Source organism: Thauera sp. 27 (genome assembly GCF_000310125.2).
In the GTDB taxonomy this organism is placed as follows: domain Bacteria; phylum Pseudomonadota; class Gammaproteobacteria; order Burkholderiales; family Rhodocyclaceae; genus Thauera; species Thauera mechernichensis.
In genome coordinates this window covers 16,284-31,447 of record NZ_AMXB01000005.1, presented here as the reverse complement: position 1 = coordinate 31,447, position 15,164 = coordinate 16,284, and the positions used below count along the sequence as shown (strand labels likewise).

Annotated in this window: 15 protein-coding genes; 7 read left to right on the top strand and 8 right to left on the bottom strand. The window is 67.7% G+C overall.

Annotated features, from left to right (window positions below):
- Positions 1-15 precede the first annotated feature (15 nt).
- Positions 16-1,119, top strand: coding sequence for a tRNA epoxyqueuosine(34) reductase QueG (queG, locus tag B447_RS03550; protein ID WP_002936592.1), 1,104 nt, complete (start codon positions 16-18; stop codon positions 1,117-1,119).
- A gap of 80 nt (positions 1,120-1,199) precedes the next feature.
- The gene (locus tag B447_RS03545) at positions 1,200-1,412 is read left to right on the top strand and encodes a SlyX family protein (RefSeq protein WP_002926420.1); all 213 of its coding nucleotides are present in this window, start codon (positions 1,200-1,202) and stop codon (positions 1,410-1,412) included.
- Positions 1,413-1,418: 6 nt separating this feature from the next.
- Here B447_RS03545 and B447_RS03540 read toward each other — a convergent pair whose 3' ends face one another.
- Together B447_RS03540 and B447_RS03535 are read right to left on the bottom strand one after the other, a co-directional pair.
- Positions 1,419-1,712: a cytochrome C oxidase subunit IV family protein gene (locus tag B447_RS03540; protein ID WP_002926419.1), complete on the bottom strand. Its 294-nt coding sequence runs from the start codon at positions 1,710-1,712 to the stop codon at positions 1,419-1,421.
- 28 nt (positions 1,713-1,740) lie between these two features.
- Positions 1,741-2,268 carry a cytochrome c oxidase subunit 3 family protein gene (locus tag B447_RS03535; protein WP_037982309.1) on the bottom strand — a complete coding sequence of 176 codons (528 nt, stop codon included), beginning with the start codon at positions 2,266-2,268 and terminating at the stop codon, positions 1,741-1,743.
- A 237-nt stretch (positions 2,269-2,505) separates the two neighbouring features.
- Here B447_RS03535 and B447_RS03530 point away from each other — a divergent pair, with 237 nt between their 5' ends.
- Positions 2,506-2,976, top strand: coding sequence for a CreA family protein (locus B447_RS03530; RefSeq protein WP_002926417.1), 471 nt, complete (start codon positions 2,506-2,508; stop codon positions 2,974-2,976).
- Between the two features lie 35 nt (positions 2,977-3,011).
- On the opposite strand, the gene B447_RS03525 is transcribed toward B447_RS03530, so the two are convergent.
- The 5 genes from B447_RS03525 to B447_RS03505 all read right to left on the bottom strand — a co-directional run bounded on the left by B447_RS03525 (position 3,012) and on the right by B447_RS03505 (position 8,371).
- On the bottom strand, positions 3,012-3,281 hold the full coding sequence (locus tag B447_RS03525; protein ID WP_002926416.1) for a hypothetical protein: 270 nt from the start codon (positions 3,279-3,281) through the stop codon (positions 3,012-3,014).
- A gap of 189 nt (positions 3,282-3,470) precedes the next feature.
- On the bottom strand, positions 3,471-3,992 hold the full coding sequence (locus tag B447_RS03520; protein ID WP_002936587.1) for a DUF3617 domain-containing protein: 522 nt from the start codon (positions 3,990-3,992) through the stop codon (positions 3,471-3,473).
- Positions 3,993-4,462: 470 nt separating this feature from the next.
- On the bottom strand, positions 4,463-5,566 hold the full coding sequence (locus tag B447_RS03515) for an ADP-ribosylglycohydrolase family protein (protein ID WP_002936586.1): 1,104 nt from the start codon (positions 5,564-5,566) through the stop codon (positions 4,463-4,465).
- Positions 5,563-7,680, bottom strand: coding sequence for a 5-histidylcysteine sulfoxide synthase (gene ovoA, locus B447_RS03510; RefSeq protein ID WP_002936584.1), 2,118 nt, complete (start codon positions 7,678-7,680; stop codon positions 5,563-5,565). The genes B447_RS03515 and ovoA overlap by 4 nt, the downstream gene beginning before the upstream one ends.
- A gap of 301 nt (positions 7,681-7,981) precedes the next feature.
- On the bottom strand, positions 7,982-8,371 hold the full coding sequence (locus B447_RS03505) for a thioredoxin family protein (protein ID WP_002936582.1): 390 nt from the start codon (positions 8,369-8,371) through the stop codon (positions 7,982-7,984).
- A gap of 270 nt (positions 8,372-8,641) precedes the next feature.
- On the opposite strand from B447_RS03505, the gene B447_RS03500 reads away from it, so the two are divergent.
- The 4 genes from B447_RS03500 to B447_RS03485 all read left to right on the top strand — a co-directional run bounded on the left by B447_RS03500 (position 8,642) and on the right by B447_RS03485 (position 13,129).
- Positions 8,642-9,025 (top strand): DUF2946 family protein, encoded by a 384-nt coding sequence (locus tag B447_RS03500; protein ID WP_002936577.1) that lies wholly within the window; start codon positions 8,642-8,644, stop codon positions 9,023-9,025.
- A gap of 215 nt (positions 9,026-9,240) precedes the next feature.
- A complete protein-coding gene (locus B447_RS03495; RefSeq protein ID WP_002936567.1) occupies positions 9,241-11,373 on the top strand; it encodes a TonB-dependent receptor in 2,133 nt (710 codons plus the stop codon).
- Complete coding sequence (locus B447_RS03490) at positions 11,373-12,638, top strand: sialidase family protein (RefSeq protein WP_002936563.1); 1,266 nt, start codon at positions 11,373-11,375, stop codon at positions 12,636-12,638. Before B447_RS03495 ends, B447_RS03490 begins: the two co-directional genes overlap by 1 nt.
- Complete coding sequence (locus B447_RS03485) at positions 12,638-13,129, top strand: TlpA family protein disulfide reductase (protein WP_002936561.1); 492 nt, start codon at positions 12,638-12,640, stop codon at positions 13,127-13,129. The genes B447_RS03490 and B447_RS03485 overlap by 1 nt, the downstream gene beginning before the upstream one ends.
- Positions 13,130-13,151: 22 nt before the next feature.
- Here B447_RS03485 and B447_RS03480 read toward each other — a convergent pair whose 3' ends face one another.
- Positions 13,152-15,131, bottom strand: coding sequence for a peptidase U32 family protein (locus B447_RS03480; protein ID WP_002936558.1), 1,980 nt, complete (start codon positions 15,129-15,131; stop codon positions 13,152-13,154).
- Between the last annotated feature and the right edge of the window lie 33 nt (positions 15,132-15,164).

The window sequence follows — 15,164 nt, the reverse complement described above, 5'->3', positions numbered from 1 at the left end:
GCGGGGGCACCGGACATGTCGTCTGCGGCGGGCGCGCAGCCTGCCGCGGTGTCGGGTTGGGGCCCGAGCGACGGGCTTGAATTTGTTGCGCAGATCAGACAGTGGGGGCGGGAGTTCGGCTTCAATGCGATCGGCGTGGGCGGAATCGACCTCACGGATGCCGAGCCGGGGCTGATGGCCTGGGTGGAGGCCGGCTTCCACGGCGACATGGATTATATGGCGCGACACGGCCTCAAGCGCGCGCGCGCAGCCGAGCTGGTGCCCGGTACGGTGCGCGTGATCAGTGCGCGCATGGACTACTGGCCCGCGGCTGCCGACGCCGGCGCGGCGCTTGCCGACCCGCAACGTGCCTATGTGTCGCGTTACGCATTGGGGCGCGACTACCACAAGGTGTTGCGCGCGCGCCTGCAAAAGCTCGCCGAGCGCATTGCCGCTGCCGTGCCGCACCAGTACCGCGTATTCACCGATTCCGCCCCGGTGCTGGAGGTGGAGCACGCCAGCCGCAACGGACTCGGATGGCGCGGCAAACATACCCTGCTGCTCGATCGCTCGGCGGGTTCGTGGTTCTTCCTCGGCGAGATCTTCACCGACCTGCCGCTGCCGGTCGACGAACGGCTCGAGCCGCACTGCGGCCGCTGCACGGCCTGCATCGACGCCTGTCCCACCGGCGCCATCGTCGCGCCCTATCGTGTCGATGCGCGGCGCTGCATCTCCTACCTGACCATCGAGTTGCAGGGCGCCATACCGGAAGCGCTGCGCCCGCAACTCGGCAACCGCATCTACGGCTGTGACGACTGCCAGCTCGCCTGCCCCTGGAACCGCTTCGCCCAACTCAGCTGCGAGCCCGACTTTGCGCCCCGGCATCGCCTCGACAGCGCCACGCTGGTCGAGCTCTTCGCCTGGTCGGCGGCCGACTTTGCCGAGCGCACGGCGGGCAGTCCGATCTACCGTATCGGCCACGAGCGTTGGTTGCGCAACATTGCCGTGGCCTTGGGCAATGCGCCGACCACCGCCGCTGTCCTCGCTGCCCTGCAGGCACGCGCGCAGGACGACAGCGCCATCGTGCGCGAGCATGTGGCCTGGGCACTGGATCGCCATGGCGGGGCGACGAGCGGCTAGAATCCGCGGCCCTCTCGTCTGTGGCCCTCTCGTCTGCAGTCCTCTTGTCTGCAACCCCCTCCCAGGAACCGCCGCGCCTCATGGAACAACACCTCGAACACCGCCTCGAGAAGCTCGAGACCAAGCTGATGGCTGCCGAGGATCTGCTCGACGAACTCAACCGCACGGTATGGCGGCAGCAGCAGGCGCTGGAACTGCAGCGCGAGCAGCTGCGCCAGCTTGCCCAGCAGGTCAAGACCATCCAGCCCGGCAACCCGCTGCGCCCCGAGGACGAGGTGCCGCCGCACTGGTAGAGGGCGTCAGGGTATGAGCGCGCCGGTTAGGCGGGCGAGGGTGTCGCCAAACGCGCTGGTCAGTACCACCAGCAGGGGCATCCCGTAGGCGAATGCGTACACTGCCAGCCTGATGCGCTGGTGCGCGCTGCGCAGCTCCAGAAAGTGGTCGCACACCAGCCGCAGCTTGACCGCCATGACCACGGCGACCATCACGGCAACGCCCAAGCCGGCATCTGCCCGTCCGCCCAGGCCGGCCCCTGCCACGCTCAGCAGCACCAGCAGCAGCCACGCCAGGTCGACCTTGCGTGTTTCGCTCATTGTCTCGGTCCCTTGGTCGGCATTGGGCTCATCGCAGCACATAGAACAGCGGGAAGATCATCAGCCACAGGATGTCCGTCGCGTGCCAGTAGCAGGCAAAGGCTTCCAGGCCACCATGCTCGGCCACCGTGTAGGCGCCCCCGGCGGTGCGTGCCATCACCCACAGCATGCCCAGCAGTCCCCAGAACACATGTACCAGGTGGGTGAAGGTGAGGTAGTAGTAGGTCACCACGAACACCCCGGCGTTGCTGTCCAGCCCGTGGCTGAAGTTCCAGCGCAGTTCGAGGATCTTGATCAAGGGGTAGCCCAGCCCGAACACGAAACCGGCCAGCAACCAGCGCAGGCAGGCCGGCTTGCGCCCGGCGCGCATCGCATGCAGCGCGCGCGCCACGCACCAGCCACTGGTGAGCAGCATCAGCGTGTACCCGGTGCCTGCAGCAAGCGACAAGCGTCCCGGCCCGGCCTCGAATGCGTCCGGGTTGTGTGCGCGGGCGATGAAATACACCGCGAACAGCAGCGCGAACTCGGTCAGCTCGCAGAAGATGCCCACCCACATGGCCTTGCTGCCGGGGATGCGGCCGGCAACTGGTGCGGTGTGGTCAGAACGATCGGGGAAAGCGAGGGCGGCAGGCACGGCAGGGGCTCGGAGCAGGGTGAGGCGGCGCCAGGGCAACACGCCCCAGGCAGGATCACCAACTGATACGCTCAACGCTACCGCGCTGCCTTGATCCAGGGTAAATCCTCGCAGCCGGTGCCATACTGGCGGCCCGCGCCAAAACCGGAGTCCAGACTCGTGAAGATCATTTCCCTGCTTGCTCTCGGAGCCGTCCTGCTGGCGCCGCTGGCGCAGGCCGAAACCGTCGGTAGCGTCGACACCGCCTTCAAGCTCATCGGTCGGAACCACCAGGTCGTCGTCGAGGTGTTCGATGATCCGAAGGTGAAAGGCGTGTCCTGCTACGTATCGCGCGCCCGCACGGGCGGCGTGAAGGGCACGCTGGGCCTGGCGGAAGACACTGCCGACGCCTCGGTGGCCTGCCGGCAAGTGGGCGAGATCTCGTTCGCCGAGCCGCTGCGCAGGCAGGAGGAGGTGTTCTCGCAGAGCGCGTCGATCCTGTTCAAGAAGATCCGCATCGTGCGCATGGTCGACAGCGCACGCAACACGCTGGTCTATCTCGTTTACAGCGACAAGCTGATCGACGGCAGCCCGCAGAACAACGTCACCGCGGTGCCTGTCCCGCAGGCCGTCGCCATTCCCGTGCGCTGAGCGCGCCGCGCGCGCGGCACACGGGCTGCCGCGCTTCAGGCCGCCGCCACCTCGGCGAGGCTGCACTTGGTGACGCCGAATTCGGTACGCACCAGCAAGGGGTAGCTCGCGCCGCTGAAACGGCCGAAGTGGCCGATGTTATAGCCGACTACGCAGCCGGCGATGTGGCCGATGCGCACACGCCGGCCGACACGGTAGCCAGCGCGGATCGCACGGTTGACGGCGTGCTCGACGCTGCCATGCCAGGGGTGAGGGCAGTTGCCGCTGCGTTTGCCCTCGATTACGGAGAGGGGCTGAGTGCTCATGATGACCTCTGTCAGGGGCCTGGGGATTGGGCCTTCAAGACCCGTAACGGCCCGCCTCGGGCGGGCTTGATGCACTTTCCCGCAGTCCCTTGCGTGCAGCAGTGACGCCCGTCACGGCGCGGCGCAATCACTCCGCCTACGGCGCACTGCCGCTACCCGGTCGTGACCAGGCTCACACCCGCCGCTGGCTCAGCGCGCGCACTGCGCGGCCAGCCACCGCCCCTCGGTCTCGACGTCGAGATCGCCGCGCGTCGAGCGCATGGTCACGCGCGTGGTGAAGTGCTCCGCGGAGTGAACGCGTGCGCGGAAGTTGCCGGTTGCGCTCGGTCCGGTGCAGCTCAGCGTGCCCGTCACCGTGTTGCCCTGCCTGGTCACGTCGCTGAGCACGCAATTGCCCTCCACCTTGCCGGAGAAAACGTTGTCCTGGCGAGCCTGCTCAGGCGTGATGCAGGTGCGCGCCGTACCGTCCGCGCCCAGGCTGACACCCCGCTGCGCCATCTGCTGCTCGACGATGCGGCGGGTGTCGGCAGGCAGGTTCTTGAGCTGCTGCTGCAACTGCGCCATGTGCGCTGACATGTCCGGCAGGCCGCCCACACTCAGGTGGGTGGAGCGGAACTCCCACAGCCCGGGGCGGATGTTGTCCACGGCGTGGGAGGAGAGCGGGAGGCTGGCGAGCGCGAGGGCAAGCAGGGCGAACCGGTGGGACGTCATGACGGGGCTTCCTGGGAGGTTGCGGTTGGGCGAAGGCCGGATTATCGCTGGCGAGCACGGAGTATTTCCGTGGCTTTGTGCAAGCAGGTGTGCGCTTACTGCCCTGAGGTGAGGCCGATCCAGGACAGCATCCCGGTTACCGCGGAAGCCCCGCCCCACCAAAGCAGTATCACCGAGGCGACCGCCGCCAGCGTGGCCAGGTAGCCGCCCAGCAACATCAGTCCGTCGCGCAGACGCAGCCCCCAGGATTGGCTCGCCGGGCGAGGATGAGGAGCACCGGGACTGCGTCATCGAGCGTTGGGACTACACACCCGATGCGCAGGGTTTCGTCCGTGCGGCCCTCACCCGGCTCGCTCCGGAGCGAGCCTGAGCTCAGGCGGCGGCGAGCGCTGTTCCACGGCGGCTGCCCGGCGCTAGAGCGCGCAAGGTCGAAATCTGCACGGACGGCTGTGCAGAATTCGCAATCCGACTCAGTCCGTGTCCACCTGCACTGCGACGCGCTGCACGATCGCCCGCAGCGCTGCGCTGTCCGCCAAACCCGTAATGAAGCGCTGCGGGATGCGGCTAAAGCCGACCTGCGCCCCCACCAGCGCCCCCGTCAGCATCGCCCGCGCCAGGTTCTGTCCGCCGCCATTCACCGCGTGCAGCACCGCGGACTCGAAGTCGTCGGCAAAGCGCGCCGCCAGGTAATAGGCGGCGGGGAACTGGTGGTACACCGCGCACGGCATGCCATACACCAGCGACACCTTCCACGCCGGCTCGATACGTACGTCTGGGTCGAGCGCTGCGCGCGCGATTGAGGATTGCGTGAGCAGCGCATCCGGCGAGGGGAAGCGGCCGGCGGTCGGGACCTCGACACTGCCGGGCCTCGGCGCCTGCAGGTTTCCAGAGGTGACGGTGTGGAAGGGCAGTGCGCCGGACTTCACCCGCGCCATCAGCTTGACCGAGATCGCCGCATCGAGTGCATGGCCCTCGACCAGCATGCCGAGCACCGCGCCGAAGGCCACCGTCATCGCCACCACGGTGCCGTCGGTCTGGGTGAGCACGGTGTTGCGGGTGACGGCATCCGCCAGCGCCGCCGGGTCGAGCGCGTAGCGCACCGCGATCGCCAGCGTGCGCTCGGCGGCCTCGGTGGTATCGGCATTGCCGGCGACCTGGCCCCAGGGCAGGCCCTGCTGCATGCGCTTGCGCCAGGCTTCGCGGATCGACTGGCTGGTATAGCCGCCGGGGCCGTGCATCGGCGTGCCGTCAATCTGCGGGAAGAACACCTCGTCCATCCGGCGGCAGAAGTCGGCCTCGTCATAGCTGCCACGCTCGGCCAGCGATTCCAGCGTCAGACGCAGCAGCACGCCCGCCTGCGAGGATTCGCCCGCCTTCATGCCCGCGAGGTAGTGGTCGGGCATCGGCGCAGTGTAGTCGGAGATCCACGCGCCGTAGCGCGTACGCAGCGCGTCGAGGTCGTAGTACCAGTGTGGCCCCAGCGCCAGTGCGTCGCCGATGAAGGCGCCCATCAGCGCGCCGGCGGCGCGGTCGGCGAGGGGCGCAGGGTCGGCGCGGTTGTCGACCGCGCTCATGTGCGCTTTCGCCAGATGGTCAGCTCCGACAGGGTGTGCTGGTGTTTGCGCCGCGTCTCGCGGATCACGAAGGGCACGGCTTGCGGCCCCTGCACCAACTCGAAGTCGGCGGCGAGCAGTTCCTTCAGGCCGTCGAGCGTGGTGAAGGACTCGCCGTCCTTCTTGAAGCCACCGATCCACTCCTCGCGCTTGGTGTGTTCTTCCAGCCAGGTGTAGGGCGAGGCGAGCAGCAGCAGGCCGCCGGGGTTGAGGCGCCGCGGCACATCGGCGAGGAAGCGGCGCGGGCTGTACAGGCGGTCGATGAGGTTGGCGGCGAGGATGAGGTCGAAGCCGGTGAACACCTCCTTGAGGTTGCAGGCGTCGCCCTGCCAGAACTCGACGCGGCCGGCGGTCTCGGCCAGGCCCAGCGCGTCGAGCCGGCGCTCGTGGTAGCTCACCAGCGCGCCCTCGTCGGGCATGGTGTAGCGCAGCGCACCGGTCTCGGCGAGCCTGGCGCCGGCCTGGATGAAGCGCGCCGAGAAGTCGATGCCGACCACGCGCTCGAAGGCGCGCGCGAGTTCGAAGCTGGCGCGGCCAGTGGCGCAGCCGAGGTCCAGCGCGCGGCCGAACTGGCCGTTGCCGAAGCGACGCAGGGCGCTGATCGCGATGTCGGCGAGCGCCTTCGGGAAGTTGGGTACGCCGAAGGCCTCGTCGCCGTAGTGGAACTCGGCGTACTGCGACAGCAGCGCATCGGTCTCGTAGGTCGAGGACGGATTGAGCGCGGGGGCGTCGCTGACGATGTAGCGGAAACCCGCGTGCTGGAAGAAGTGGCGGCGGAAGGCGTAGCGCGCGGCGTGGCGCGACTCGTTACCGGCCGAGATCCAGCTGCCGCCCTTGATGATGGCATGGCGGTCGTCGAAGGTCGGCGTGGTGAAGTCGTCGTAGATCGGGTGCACGTCGAAGCCGTCGAAGGGATAGGTCGGCGTCTCGCACCACTGCCACGCGTTGCCCACCACGTCGAACAGTTCGCCGTGCGCGAAGCGGGTCACCGGGCAGCTCGAGGCCCAGTGGTCGAGATGCAGGTTGGCCTTGGCCGGGGCGTCGTGCGGCACGTCGGCGAGGTCGGCGTGGTCGTAGAGGCGGTTCCATTCGTCCTCGGTGGGCAGGCGCACCGGCTGACCGTTCTCGCGCGCCTTCCAGCGGCAGAAGGCGCGCGCCTCCAGGCAATTGACCTCCACCGGCCAGTCCCAGCACATCGGCACTTCTTCGGTCATCAGGCGCAGCTTCCAGCCGGCGGCGTCGGGTACCCAGAAGGTCGGGTGTTCGGCACGCGCAAAGCGCTTCCAGCCCAGGCCTTCCTCGTCCCACACGCTATCGTCGGCATAGCCGCCGGCTTCGACGAAGTCGAGGTATTCGCGGTTGGTGACCAGGCGGCGCGCCGCCCGGAAGGCCGGTACCTCGGCGCGATGGGTACCGTATTCGTTGTCCCAGCCGTAGATCGGCTCGTCGAAGCTGCGGCCGAGCTGCACGACGCCGGCGGGGATGTCGACCAGGGTGTTGGCGGGCGGCTCGCCGTGCTCGGCGCAGGGCTGCCAGGCGGGGTGGGGCTTCACGTAGTGCAGCGCGTGCTGGCGCATCAGCACTGACGAGGTTTCGAGGTGGATGCGCTCGTGCTCGATGCCCATCACCACCGCCCAGAACGGATCCTTCCAGCCGATCGGCAGCGTGAAGGGTGTCTCCCGGATCACCCGGTCGACCACCGCCCGCACCTTGTTCCGGTACGCGGCGACCTCGGCCACCGTGGGCCAGTCGTAGCGGGTGTCGTCGAGGTCGTCCCAGCTCATCTCGTCGACGCCGACTGCGAACATCGATTCCAGGCGCGGATCGATGCGCTGCTCGATCAGGCCGGCGAGCAGGAGCTTGTTGATGAAGAAGGTCGCGGTGTGGCCGAAGTAGAAGATCAGCGGGTGACGCAGGCTGATCGGCTTCTTGTAGTAGGCCTCGTCACAGGCCAGTACCTCGAACAGCGACTCGTAGCGGTCGAAGGTGGCGTGGAAGTAGTGCAGCAGCTCGGCGCGCTTGGCTTCGACGTCCTGGCCGGCGAGCAGCGGGGTGCGGGGGAAGAGGGCGTTCATGGTCGGCATCCGCGAGGCGATGCATGGGACTGTGCAAGATCGCGGGCGCGGGATCAAGGGCGGCTGGGGTGGGGGAGGTGAGGGACAGGCGGGGTGCGGGCGAGTGCTTTTGCGTGGAAGCGGCGCCCGCCGCGAGGGTTTGAAGGCGATCGGCGTTGGGGGGGCGATGAAAAGCTCGCGGCGGGCGCCGCTCCTACCGGAAACCGCCGCGCGCGTCCCCCGCGTGGGAGCGGCGCCAGCCGCGAGTCTTTTACGACCCTTTCGGCGCCCGCCCACGCGCCCGAACGCGCCCGAACGCGCCTCAGCGGCTCAGCCGGGCGCCAAGCTCGCGCACCGCGCTTGGAATGACGCTGGGGGTGGCAGTGGGGGGGGTGGAGGACTGCGCGAGACGCGCCAGCAGTCGTGTCACCACCGCCTCGATGGGGAGTGAGGCGCCGAAGTGCAGGGGCTGGCCCGCCTTGAAGACGGCCAATGTGGGGAAGTCGTCCACGTCGATATCGCCCACGAGTTCGGCATCGTCCTCGATGTCGGCCCAGGCAAAGACGATCTCGGGATGGGCCAGGGCGATGCGGGTGAGCACCGCCTGGAAGTCACGGCAGGTGCCGCACCAGTTGGCGCACAGGGCCATCACGACCAGAGGGGCGTCGTTCAGGCGGGGGTGGTTGGGCAGTTGTTGTGCAGGTGTCAGCATGTTGCGCCTACGGTGTGTCGATGGCAGCGCGGCGCGCGCGTTGTCCTGGGGCCGGATCGTGGCGCTTGTGCGGGGAGCGTAGCTTACCCCTTGCCTTGGCGGCATGTCGCGTAGACACTGCCGTCGCTGCTGCGCTCGACCCGTGGCGATCATCCCATGCGGGCACTGGCCCTGCGGCTTGATTGCGGTCAATCAGGGTTTCGGTTCGAGCCGCTAGAGTTCCGTTTCGCCTGTTACCGCCTGGCCACTGGGCCGGCCCTCGCACCTACCATGCGCCTGACACGCTCTGCCCGTTCGCTTGCCGCCTGGATCGCGATGTTCGCGATGCTGTTGGCTGCGCTCGCGCCGACGCTGTCGCAGGCGGCCTATCGCGCTTCTGGTGATGCGCGCTGGCTCGAGATCTGCACCGCCGCGGGCATGCGCTACGTCGCTGTCGACACAGCGCCGCAGGACCCGGCCGACGAGCTAGCACGCACCGCTGGCGGGTGCGTGTTCTGCAGCCTCTTCGCAAGCGCGCTGCCGGCAGCATGGGGAGGCGCAGACCTACCGTCGGCGCAGGGCGAGGACATCAGCCCTGCCTTCAGCCTCCATCCGCCGCGGCCCCGCCCGCCCTGGGTCGTCTCCTCTCCGCGCGCACCGCCCGCCGTGGCCTGAGCCCTCCGCAAGTTGCTGGTTTCGCCTTGCCCGCGTGCGTTGCCGCCGCCGGTGGGCGCGGCTTGTGCGCATGCGTCTGGGCCTTGTCTATTCAGCTGCCGCATCCCAATCGTTTTTTTTGGCTGCGCCGATGCGCAGGCCATACCGATGCCGCTCGCAGGCCTTGCCGCCATGCGCCGTGCCCGCCTGCGCCGCGCGTAGAACAGGAGTGATTCGTGAAACACAAACAACTTGCCATCCTCATTGCTGCCCTTGGTGCTTCGGTTGCGACTGCCGCGGAGACCGTGCCCGTGCTCGGCGAAGTCAGCGTCACCGCCACGCGCGAGGCGCGTCCCGTCGGTGAGACGCCCGCCACCGTGTCCGCGGTCAAGGAGTCGACCCTCGCCACGGCCCGCCCGGCGCACCCGAAGGAAGTCCTCAACCAGGTCCCGGGTGTTTGGATCAGCAACCTGTCGGGCGAAGGGCATTCCACCTCGATCCGCCAGCCGCTGACGACTGCCGCGGTCTATCTCTACCTTGAAGACGGCATCCCGACGCGCTCGACCGGGTTCTTCAACCACAACGCGCTGTACGAGATCAATGTGCCGCAGTCGGGGGGCCTGGAAGTATCAAAAGGGCCGGGCAGCGCCCTTTATGGTTCGGATGCGATCGGCGGTACGGTCAACGTGCTGACGCGCAACCCGCCCACCGGGCCAGCGTTCGAACTTGGTGGCGAGGTCGGCTCGCATGGCTGGCGTCGCGCGCTGGCGAGCGGTGGTAATGCGCACGGCGACGATGCCTGGCGCGCCAGCCTCAACTTCACCCATAGCGACGGCTGGCAGCACGACGCCGGCTATGACCGCCGCGCCGGCACCTTGCGCTGGGATCGCGCGCTCGCCGACGATGCGATGCTGAAGACGGTCGTTTCGTTCTCCACGGTCGACCAGCAGCACGTCGGCAACCTGAACGAGGCCGAGTTCCGCGCCGCGCCGCGTACCAACAACATTCCGTTCTCGTTCCGCAAGGTCGATGCGTTCCGCGTGTCCACCGCCTTCGAGCGCGAGACCGAGACGACGCTGCTGTCGGTGACGCCGTATTTCCGCGACAACAGCATGAGGATCATCCCGAGCTGGACGGTCAGCTACGATCCGAACCAGTATGTCACCAAGAACCAGTCCTTCGGCTTCCTCAGCAAGTACCGCATGGACTTCGCGCCCATGCGCGCGCGTCTCATCGTCGGCCTCGACGTGGACTACAGCCCCGGTTCGCGCGATGAGGACTCGATTGCGCTGATGCGCACTACCAACGCCCTCGGCGGCACGACCTACGGCCTCAATCGTGCGGTGGCACCGGTACAGATCTACCACTACGACGTCACCTTCCGCGGCATCTCGCCCTACCTCCATGGTGAGATCTCGCCGACCGAGCGGCTGCGCCTCACTGCCGGCTTGCGCTACGACGACATGCGGTACGACTACACCAACAAGATGAATGGCGGTGCGGCCGGGGCGACGCAGGGGGTTGCGGGGGCCTTCCCCGGCAACGGCTGGTACGGCCATGCCGCCAGCGCCAAGGTTGGCTACAGCCGCGTAAGCCCAAAGCTGGGCGCGACCTGGGCATTCTCCGAGCACCTGAATGGCTTCGTCGCCTACAGCAACGCCTTCCGTGCGCCGTCCGAAGGCCAGGTCTTCCGCGGCAGTCGTGAGTCGAGCGCTGCGCGCGCGCAAGCGCAGGCGGAGTCGCTGCTGAAGCTCAAGCCCGTCGTCGTCGATAGCTTCGAGACCGGTCTGCGTGGCAGTGCAGAGGGCGTCAGCTACGAATTGTCGGTCTATCACATGACGAAGAAGGACGACATCGTCAGCTATCAGGATCCGGTTACCAACCAGCGCACCGCCGTCAATGCCGGCAAGACCTTGCACCGAGGTATCGAGATGGGCCTCGGTCTGGCGCTGGCCAGCGATTGGCGGCTCGATGCCAGCCTGTCTTACGCCAAGCACTCCTACGAAACCTGGGTAGTGTCCGGTACGGCGGACTACAGTGGGAAGGAAATGGAAAGCGCGCCGCGGCTGCTCGCCAACACACGCCTGAGCTACGCGCCATCGGCGATGAACGGTGGCCGGGTGCAGCTCGAATGGGTCAACCTCGGCAGCTACTGGCGCGACGCCGCCAACACCAGCAAGTATGGCGGCCACGATCTCTTCAACCTGCGCGCCAACTATCCGTTTGCCAAGGGCTTCGAGGCTTACGCCAGCGTCTCCAACCTGTTCGACCACCGCCACGCCGAGACCTCTGGGCTGTCCAGCGGCAATGCCACCTACACTGCCGGGCTGCCGCGTACGGTTTACCTTGGATTGCAGGCCAAATGGTAATGACGATGACAATGCGCCCGCGCTCGGTCAGCGCGGGCGACGATGCCGGAGAGGGCATGATGGGACGACTATTCATGTGTTGTAAGCGCTACCTGATGGGTGCAGCGCTCGTCCTCGGTGTGGTCGGCGCGGCAGCCGCCCATGGCGATCACGCTGGCGCCGCCAAGGCTGCACCGACAAAGGCGGCGCGGCCCGAACTGGGCACCAGCGCCGCGATTGCGGCCGACGGCAGCTGGTACGCGGTTGCGACGCGAGGTGGCCACGTCGTGCTCCACCGCAGCACCGATGGCGGCCTGCGCTGGCACGAGGCAGCAGTGGTCAACCCCGTTCCGGAGGCGGTAGCGGCCGATGGCGAGAACCGGCCGCAGCTGGTCATTACTGCCGATGGTGCGGTGCTGGTGTCGTGGGCGCGCCGCTTCGAGGAGCGCTTCACGGGCGACGTGCGCTTCGCTCGCGCCGCCGACGGCGTGCATTTCGATGCACCGGTCACCGTACACCGTGACCGTAGCATCGTCGGTCACAGCTTCAATGTGATGCGAATGATGCGAGACGGTCGCCTTGTCATCGCCTGGATCGACGGCCGCGAAAGCGCAGCGGCCAAGCGTTCGGGGGAAGACTACCGAGGCTCGGCGATCTATGCGGCGGTGTCCGACGATGCCGGGCGCAGCTTCCGGCCCGAAACCAAGGTGGTGGACTACAGTTGCCAGTGCTGCAGGCTGGCGCTGGCCGAGGATGTCGATGGCACGCCGCTGCTGCTCTGGCGTCACGTCTTCGAGCCCAACGAGCGTGACCATGCGCTTGTCCGTCTCGACGTCGAGCACGGCGGCGCGGCCGTCCCCGAACGCGCCACCTTTGACCGCTGGCGCATCGATGCCTGCCCGCACCATGGCCCCTCGCTCGTGGTGGCCGCCGACGGCACGCGTCACGCGGTGTGGTTCAACGAGCGCGAGGGCGAGGGCAGGGTGTTCTACGGACGCCTTGCCGATGGCCGCGTCGAGGGCCAGCGCACGGTGGGCGGGCAGCGTGCGGCGCATGCCGACATCGCGCTGGCTGGCGCACGGATCGCGGTGGTGTGGAAGGAGTTCGACGGCGAGCGCACCCGGCTCCTGGCGGAACTGTCCGATGACGGCGGGCACAGCTTCCACACCCAGGTGTTGGCCAGTACCGCGGGGGCGTCGGATCAGCCGCGCGTGCTGAGCCAGGGCGACGCCTTGTTCGTGTTCTGGCGCACCGCAGACGAAGGCATGAAGGGGTATGCGCTGTGATGAAGACGATCCGCATCCTGTTTGCGCTGCTGCTGTGCGGCGGGGCCGTGTCCGGTGCTGCGGTGGCGGCCGATACCGCACAGGGCTTCACCCGCCTCGACGCCGCGGGCGCGCGTGAGCTTGTCGCGCCCGCCACGCACCGTGTGCCGACGATCATCGCGCTATGGTCGGCCGAGTGCGTGCATTGCAAGAAGAACCTTGCATTGTTTGCGGCGATGTCACGCGCCGCTGCAGGCCCGCGTCTCGTCACGATCGCGGTGGAGCCGGACGATCCACAACTGGGTGAGATCCTCGACCGCTTCGGCGTCCCCGGTGCACGCTTCGCCTACGGCGACGAGGCGCCCGAGCGCCTGGCCTTTGCCATCGACCCGGACTGGCGTGGCGAGTTGCCGCGGACGCTGTTCTTCGATGGTCGCGGCGGGCTCAAGGCGGTGTCGGGCATTGTCGATGAGGCGCGCACGCGTGCGCTGCTGGGTTTGGGCCGCCCTTAGCCTGCCGTTGATCAGGTCTCGGTCAGCCCTGAACCGGTAGCGCCGCGCCCTGGCCCGGCTTGCTTGGGAAAAAGCTCACCTTCTGCGCGACCACCGTGTCGCGCATTTTCGCGATGTGGGGCTTCATTCCGCCGACGACGTGCATCTCGCAACGCTTGCAGTCGAAGCGCAGGGTCAGCGTCTCGTTGCCATTGACCAGCTGCATCGGGTCGGGGCGGATGCCTTTCACTTCCTTCGGGCACAGGTTGAAGCTGTAGCGCAGGCAGTGCTTGGTGATCATCAGCGAGACGTCGTCGGTCTCCTGGTTCTCCTCGAAGGCGGCGTCGATGAGCTTGACGCCGTGCGTGGCGTAGAAGGCACGCGCCTTGTCGTTCGAGACGTTGGCAAGGTAGCTCAGCGCGTCCTGCGGATAGGGGACGGGCGGCTCCACCGGTGCGGCGCGTGGCGGGCGGGCGTAGGCCAGCAGCCTTGCGTGCTCCAGGCGCTCGACGGCTTCGCGGCGCAGGGCGTTGAGCTGGCTCGCGGGCAGGAAGGGGGGCGCCGGCAGGTCGATGAGGATGTCGCCGGCCACGAAGTCGGTGTTGCCCAGCTTGGCGATGTGTTCGCGCAGGGTGGCGAGCGCGCGCTCGGCGTTCTGCGCCGGCGCGAAGGCTGTCGTAAGGCTTGCGCTCGCGCGCACGCCGTCCTCGTCTACAAGTGTCAGCACGAAGCCGTCCGCAGTCGCTGCGAACTGCGCATCGACCGCAATGCGGCGCTCGGCGGACTTCTTCTCGAGTGCACGCTCGAATTCGTGGTCGTGGTTGCGGAACAGCGAGGTGCCGGGCACCAGGTCGGAAGGTAGCGGCTCGGAAGGGAAGATGCGATCAATACCTTCGCCGCCGCCGTTGGCTTCGGCACGATTCACCCGCAGGCCGGTGAGCTCGCCCTTCGGCGTGTACCAGGTGAGGCCGTCGGCGTTGTGGATTGGCGAGACGCGCTCGACGTCGAAGAACTTGCGCCCCTTGGTGTCGATCTTCTTCACGCGGCCGATCGGCTCGCCGACGAACTTGGGCGACTCGAAGGCCTCAATGCCGTGGCGGCGGTCGTTGGTGAAGTAGTCGGTGTAGCCGCGGTTGAAGGTCTTGTCGGCCTGCGGGGTGAACAGGAAGGTGGTGCGACCGCTCGAGGCGCGGCGGTACGCGGGGCCATCGGCATCCGGGTGCTCGATGATCTCGTCGAGCAGCGTGCGGTAATGCGCGGTGATGTTCTTGACGTAGGCGAGGTCCTTGTAGCGGCCCTCGATCTTGAACGAACTGACTCCCGCGGCGGCCAGCGCGCGCAGGTTGGCGCTCTGGTTGTTGTCCTTCATCGACAGCATGTGCTGGTTGCTGGCGACGGTGTTGCCGTCCTTGTCCTTGAGGTCGTAGGGCAGTCGACAGGCCTGCGAACATTCGCCGCGGTTGGCGCTGCGCCCGGTGTGGGCGTGGCTGATGTAGCACTGGCCGGAGAAGGCCACGCAAAGCGCGCCGTGCACGAAGTACTCGAGCTGGCAGGTGGTGGCTGCGGCGATCTTCTTCACCTCGGCGAGCGACAGCTCGCGCGCCAGCACGATCTGCGAGAAACCCACGTCCTGCAGGAAGCGCGCCTTGCTGGCGTCGCGGATGTCGGTCTGGGTGCTGGCGTGGAGCTGGATGGGCGGCAGGTCGAGCTCGAGCAGGCCCATGTCCTGCACGATCAGGGCGTCGACGCCGGCGTCATACAGTTCCCAGATCAGCTTGCGCGCCGGTTCGAGTTCGGCATCGAACAGGATGGTGTTGGTGGCGACGAAGATCTGCGCGTGGTAGCGGTGGGCGTGCTGCACCAGGCGCGCGATGTCTGCTACCGAGTTGTCCGCGGACGAGCGCGCACCAAAGGCAGGGCCGCCGATGTAGACCGCGTCCGCGCCATGGTTGATGGCCTCGATGCCGAAGTCGGCGGTCTTGGCCGGGGCGAGGAGTTCGAGGGTGTGGCGGTCGGTGCTCATCGGCGTCTGGATTGCGCAAGCGCTTGATCGGAA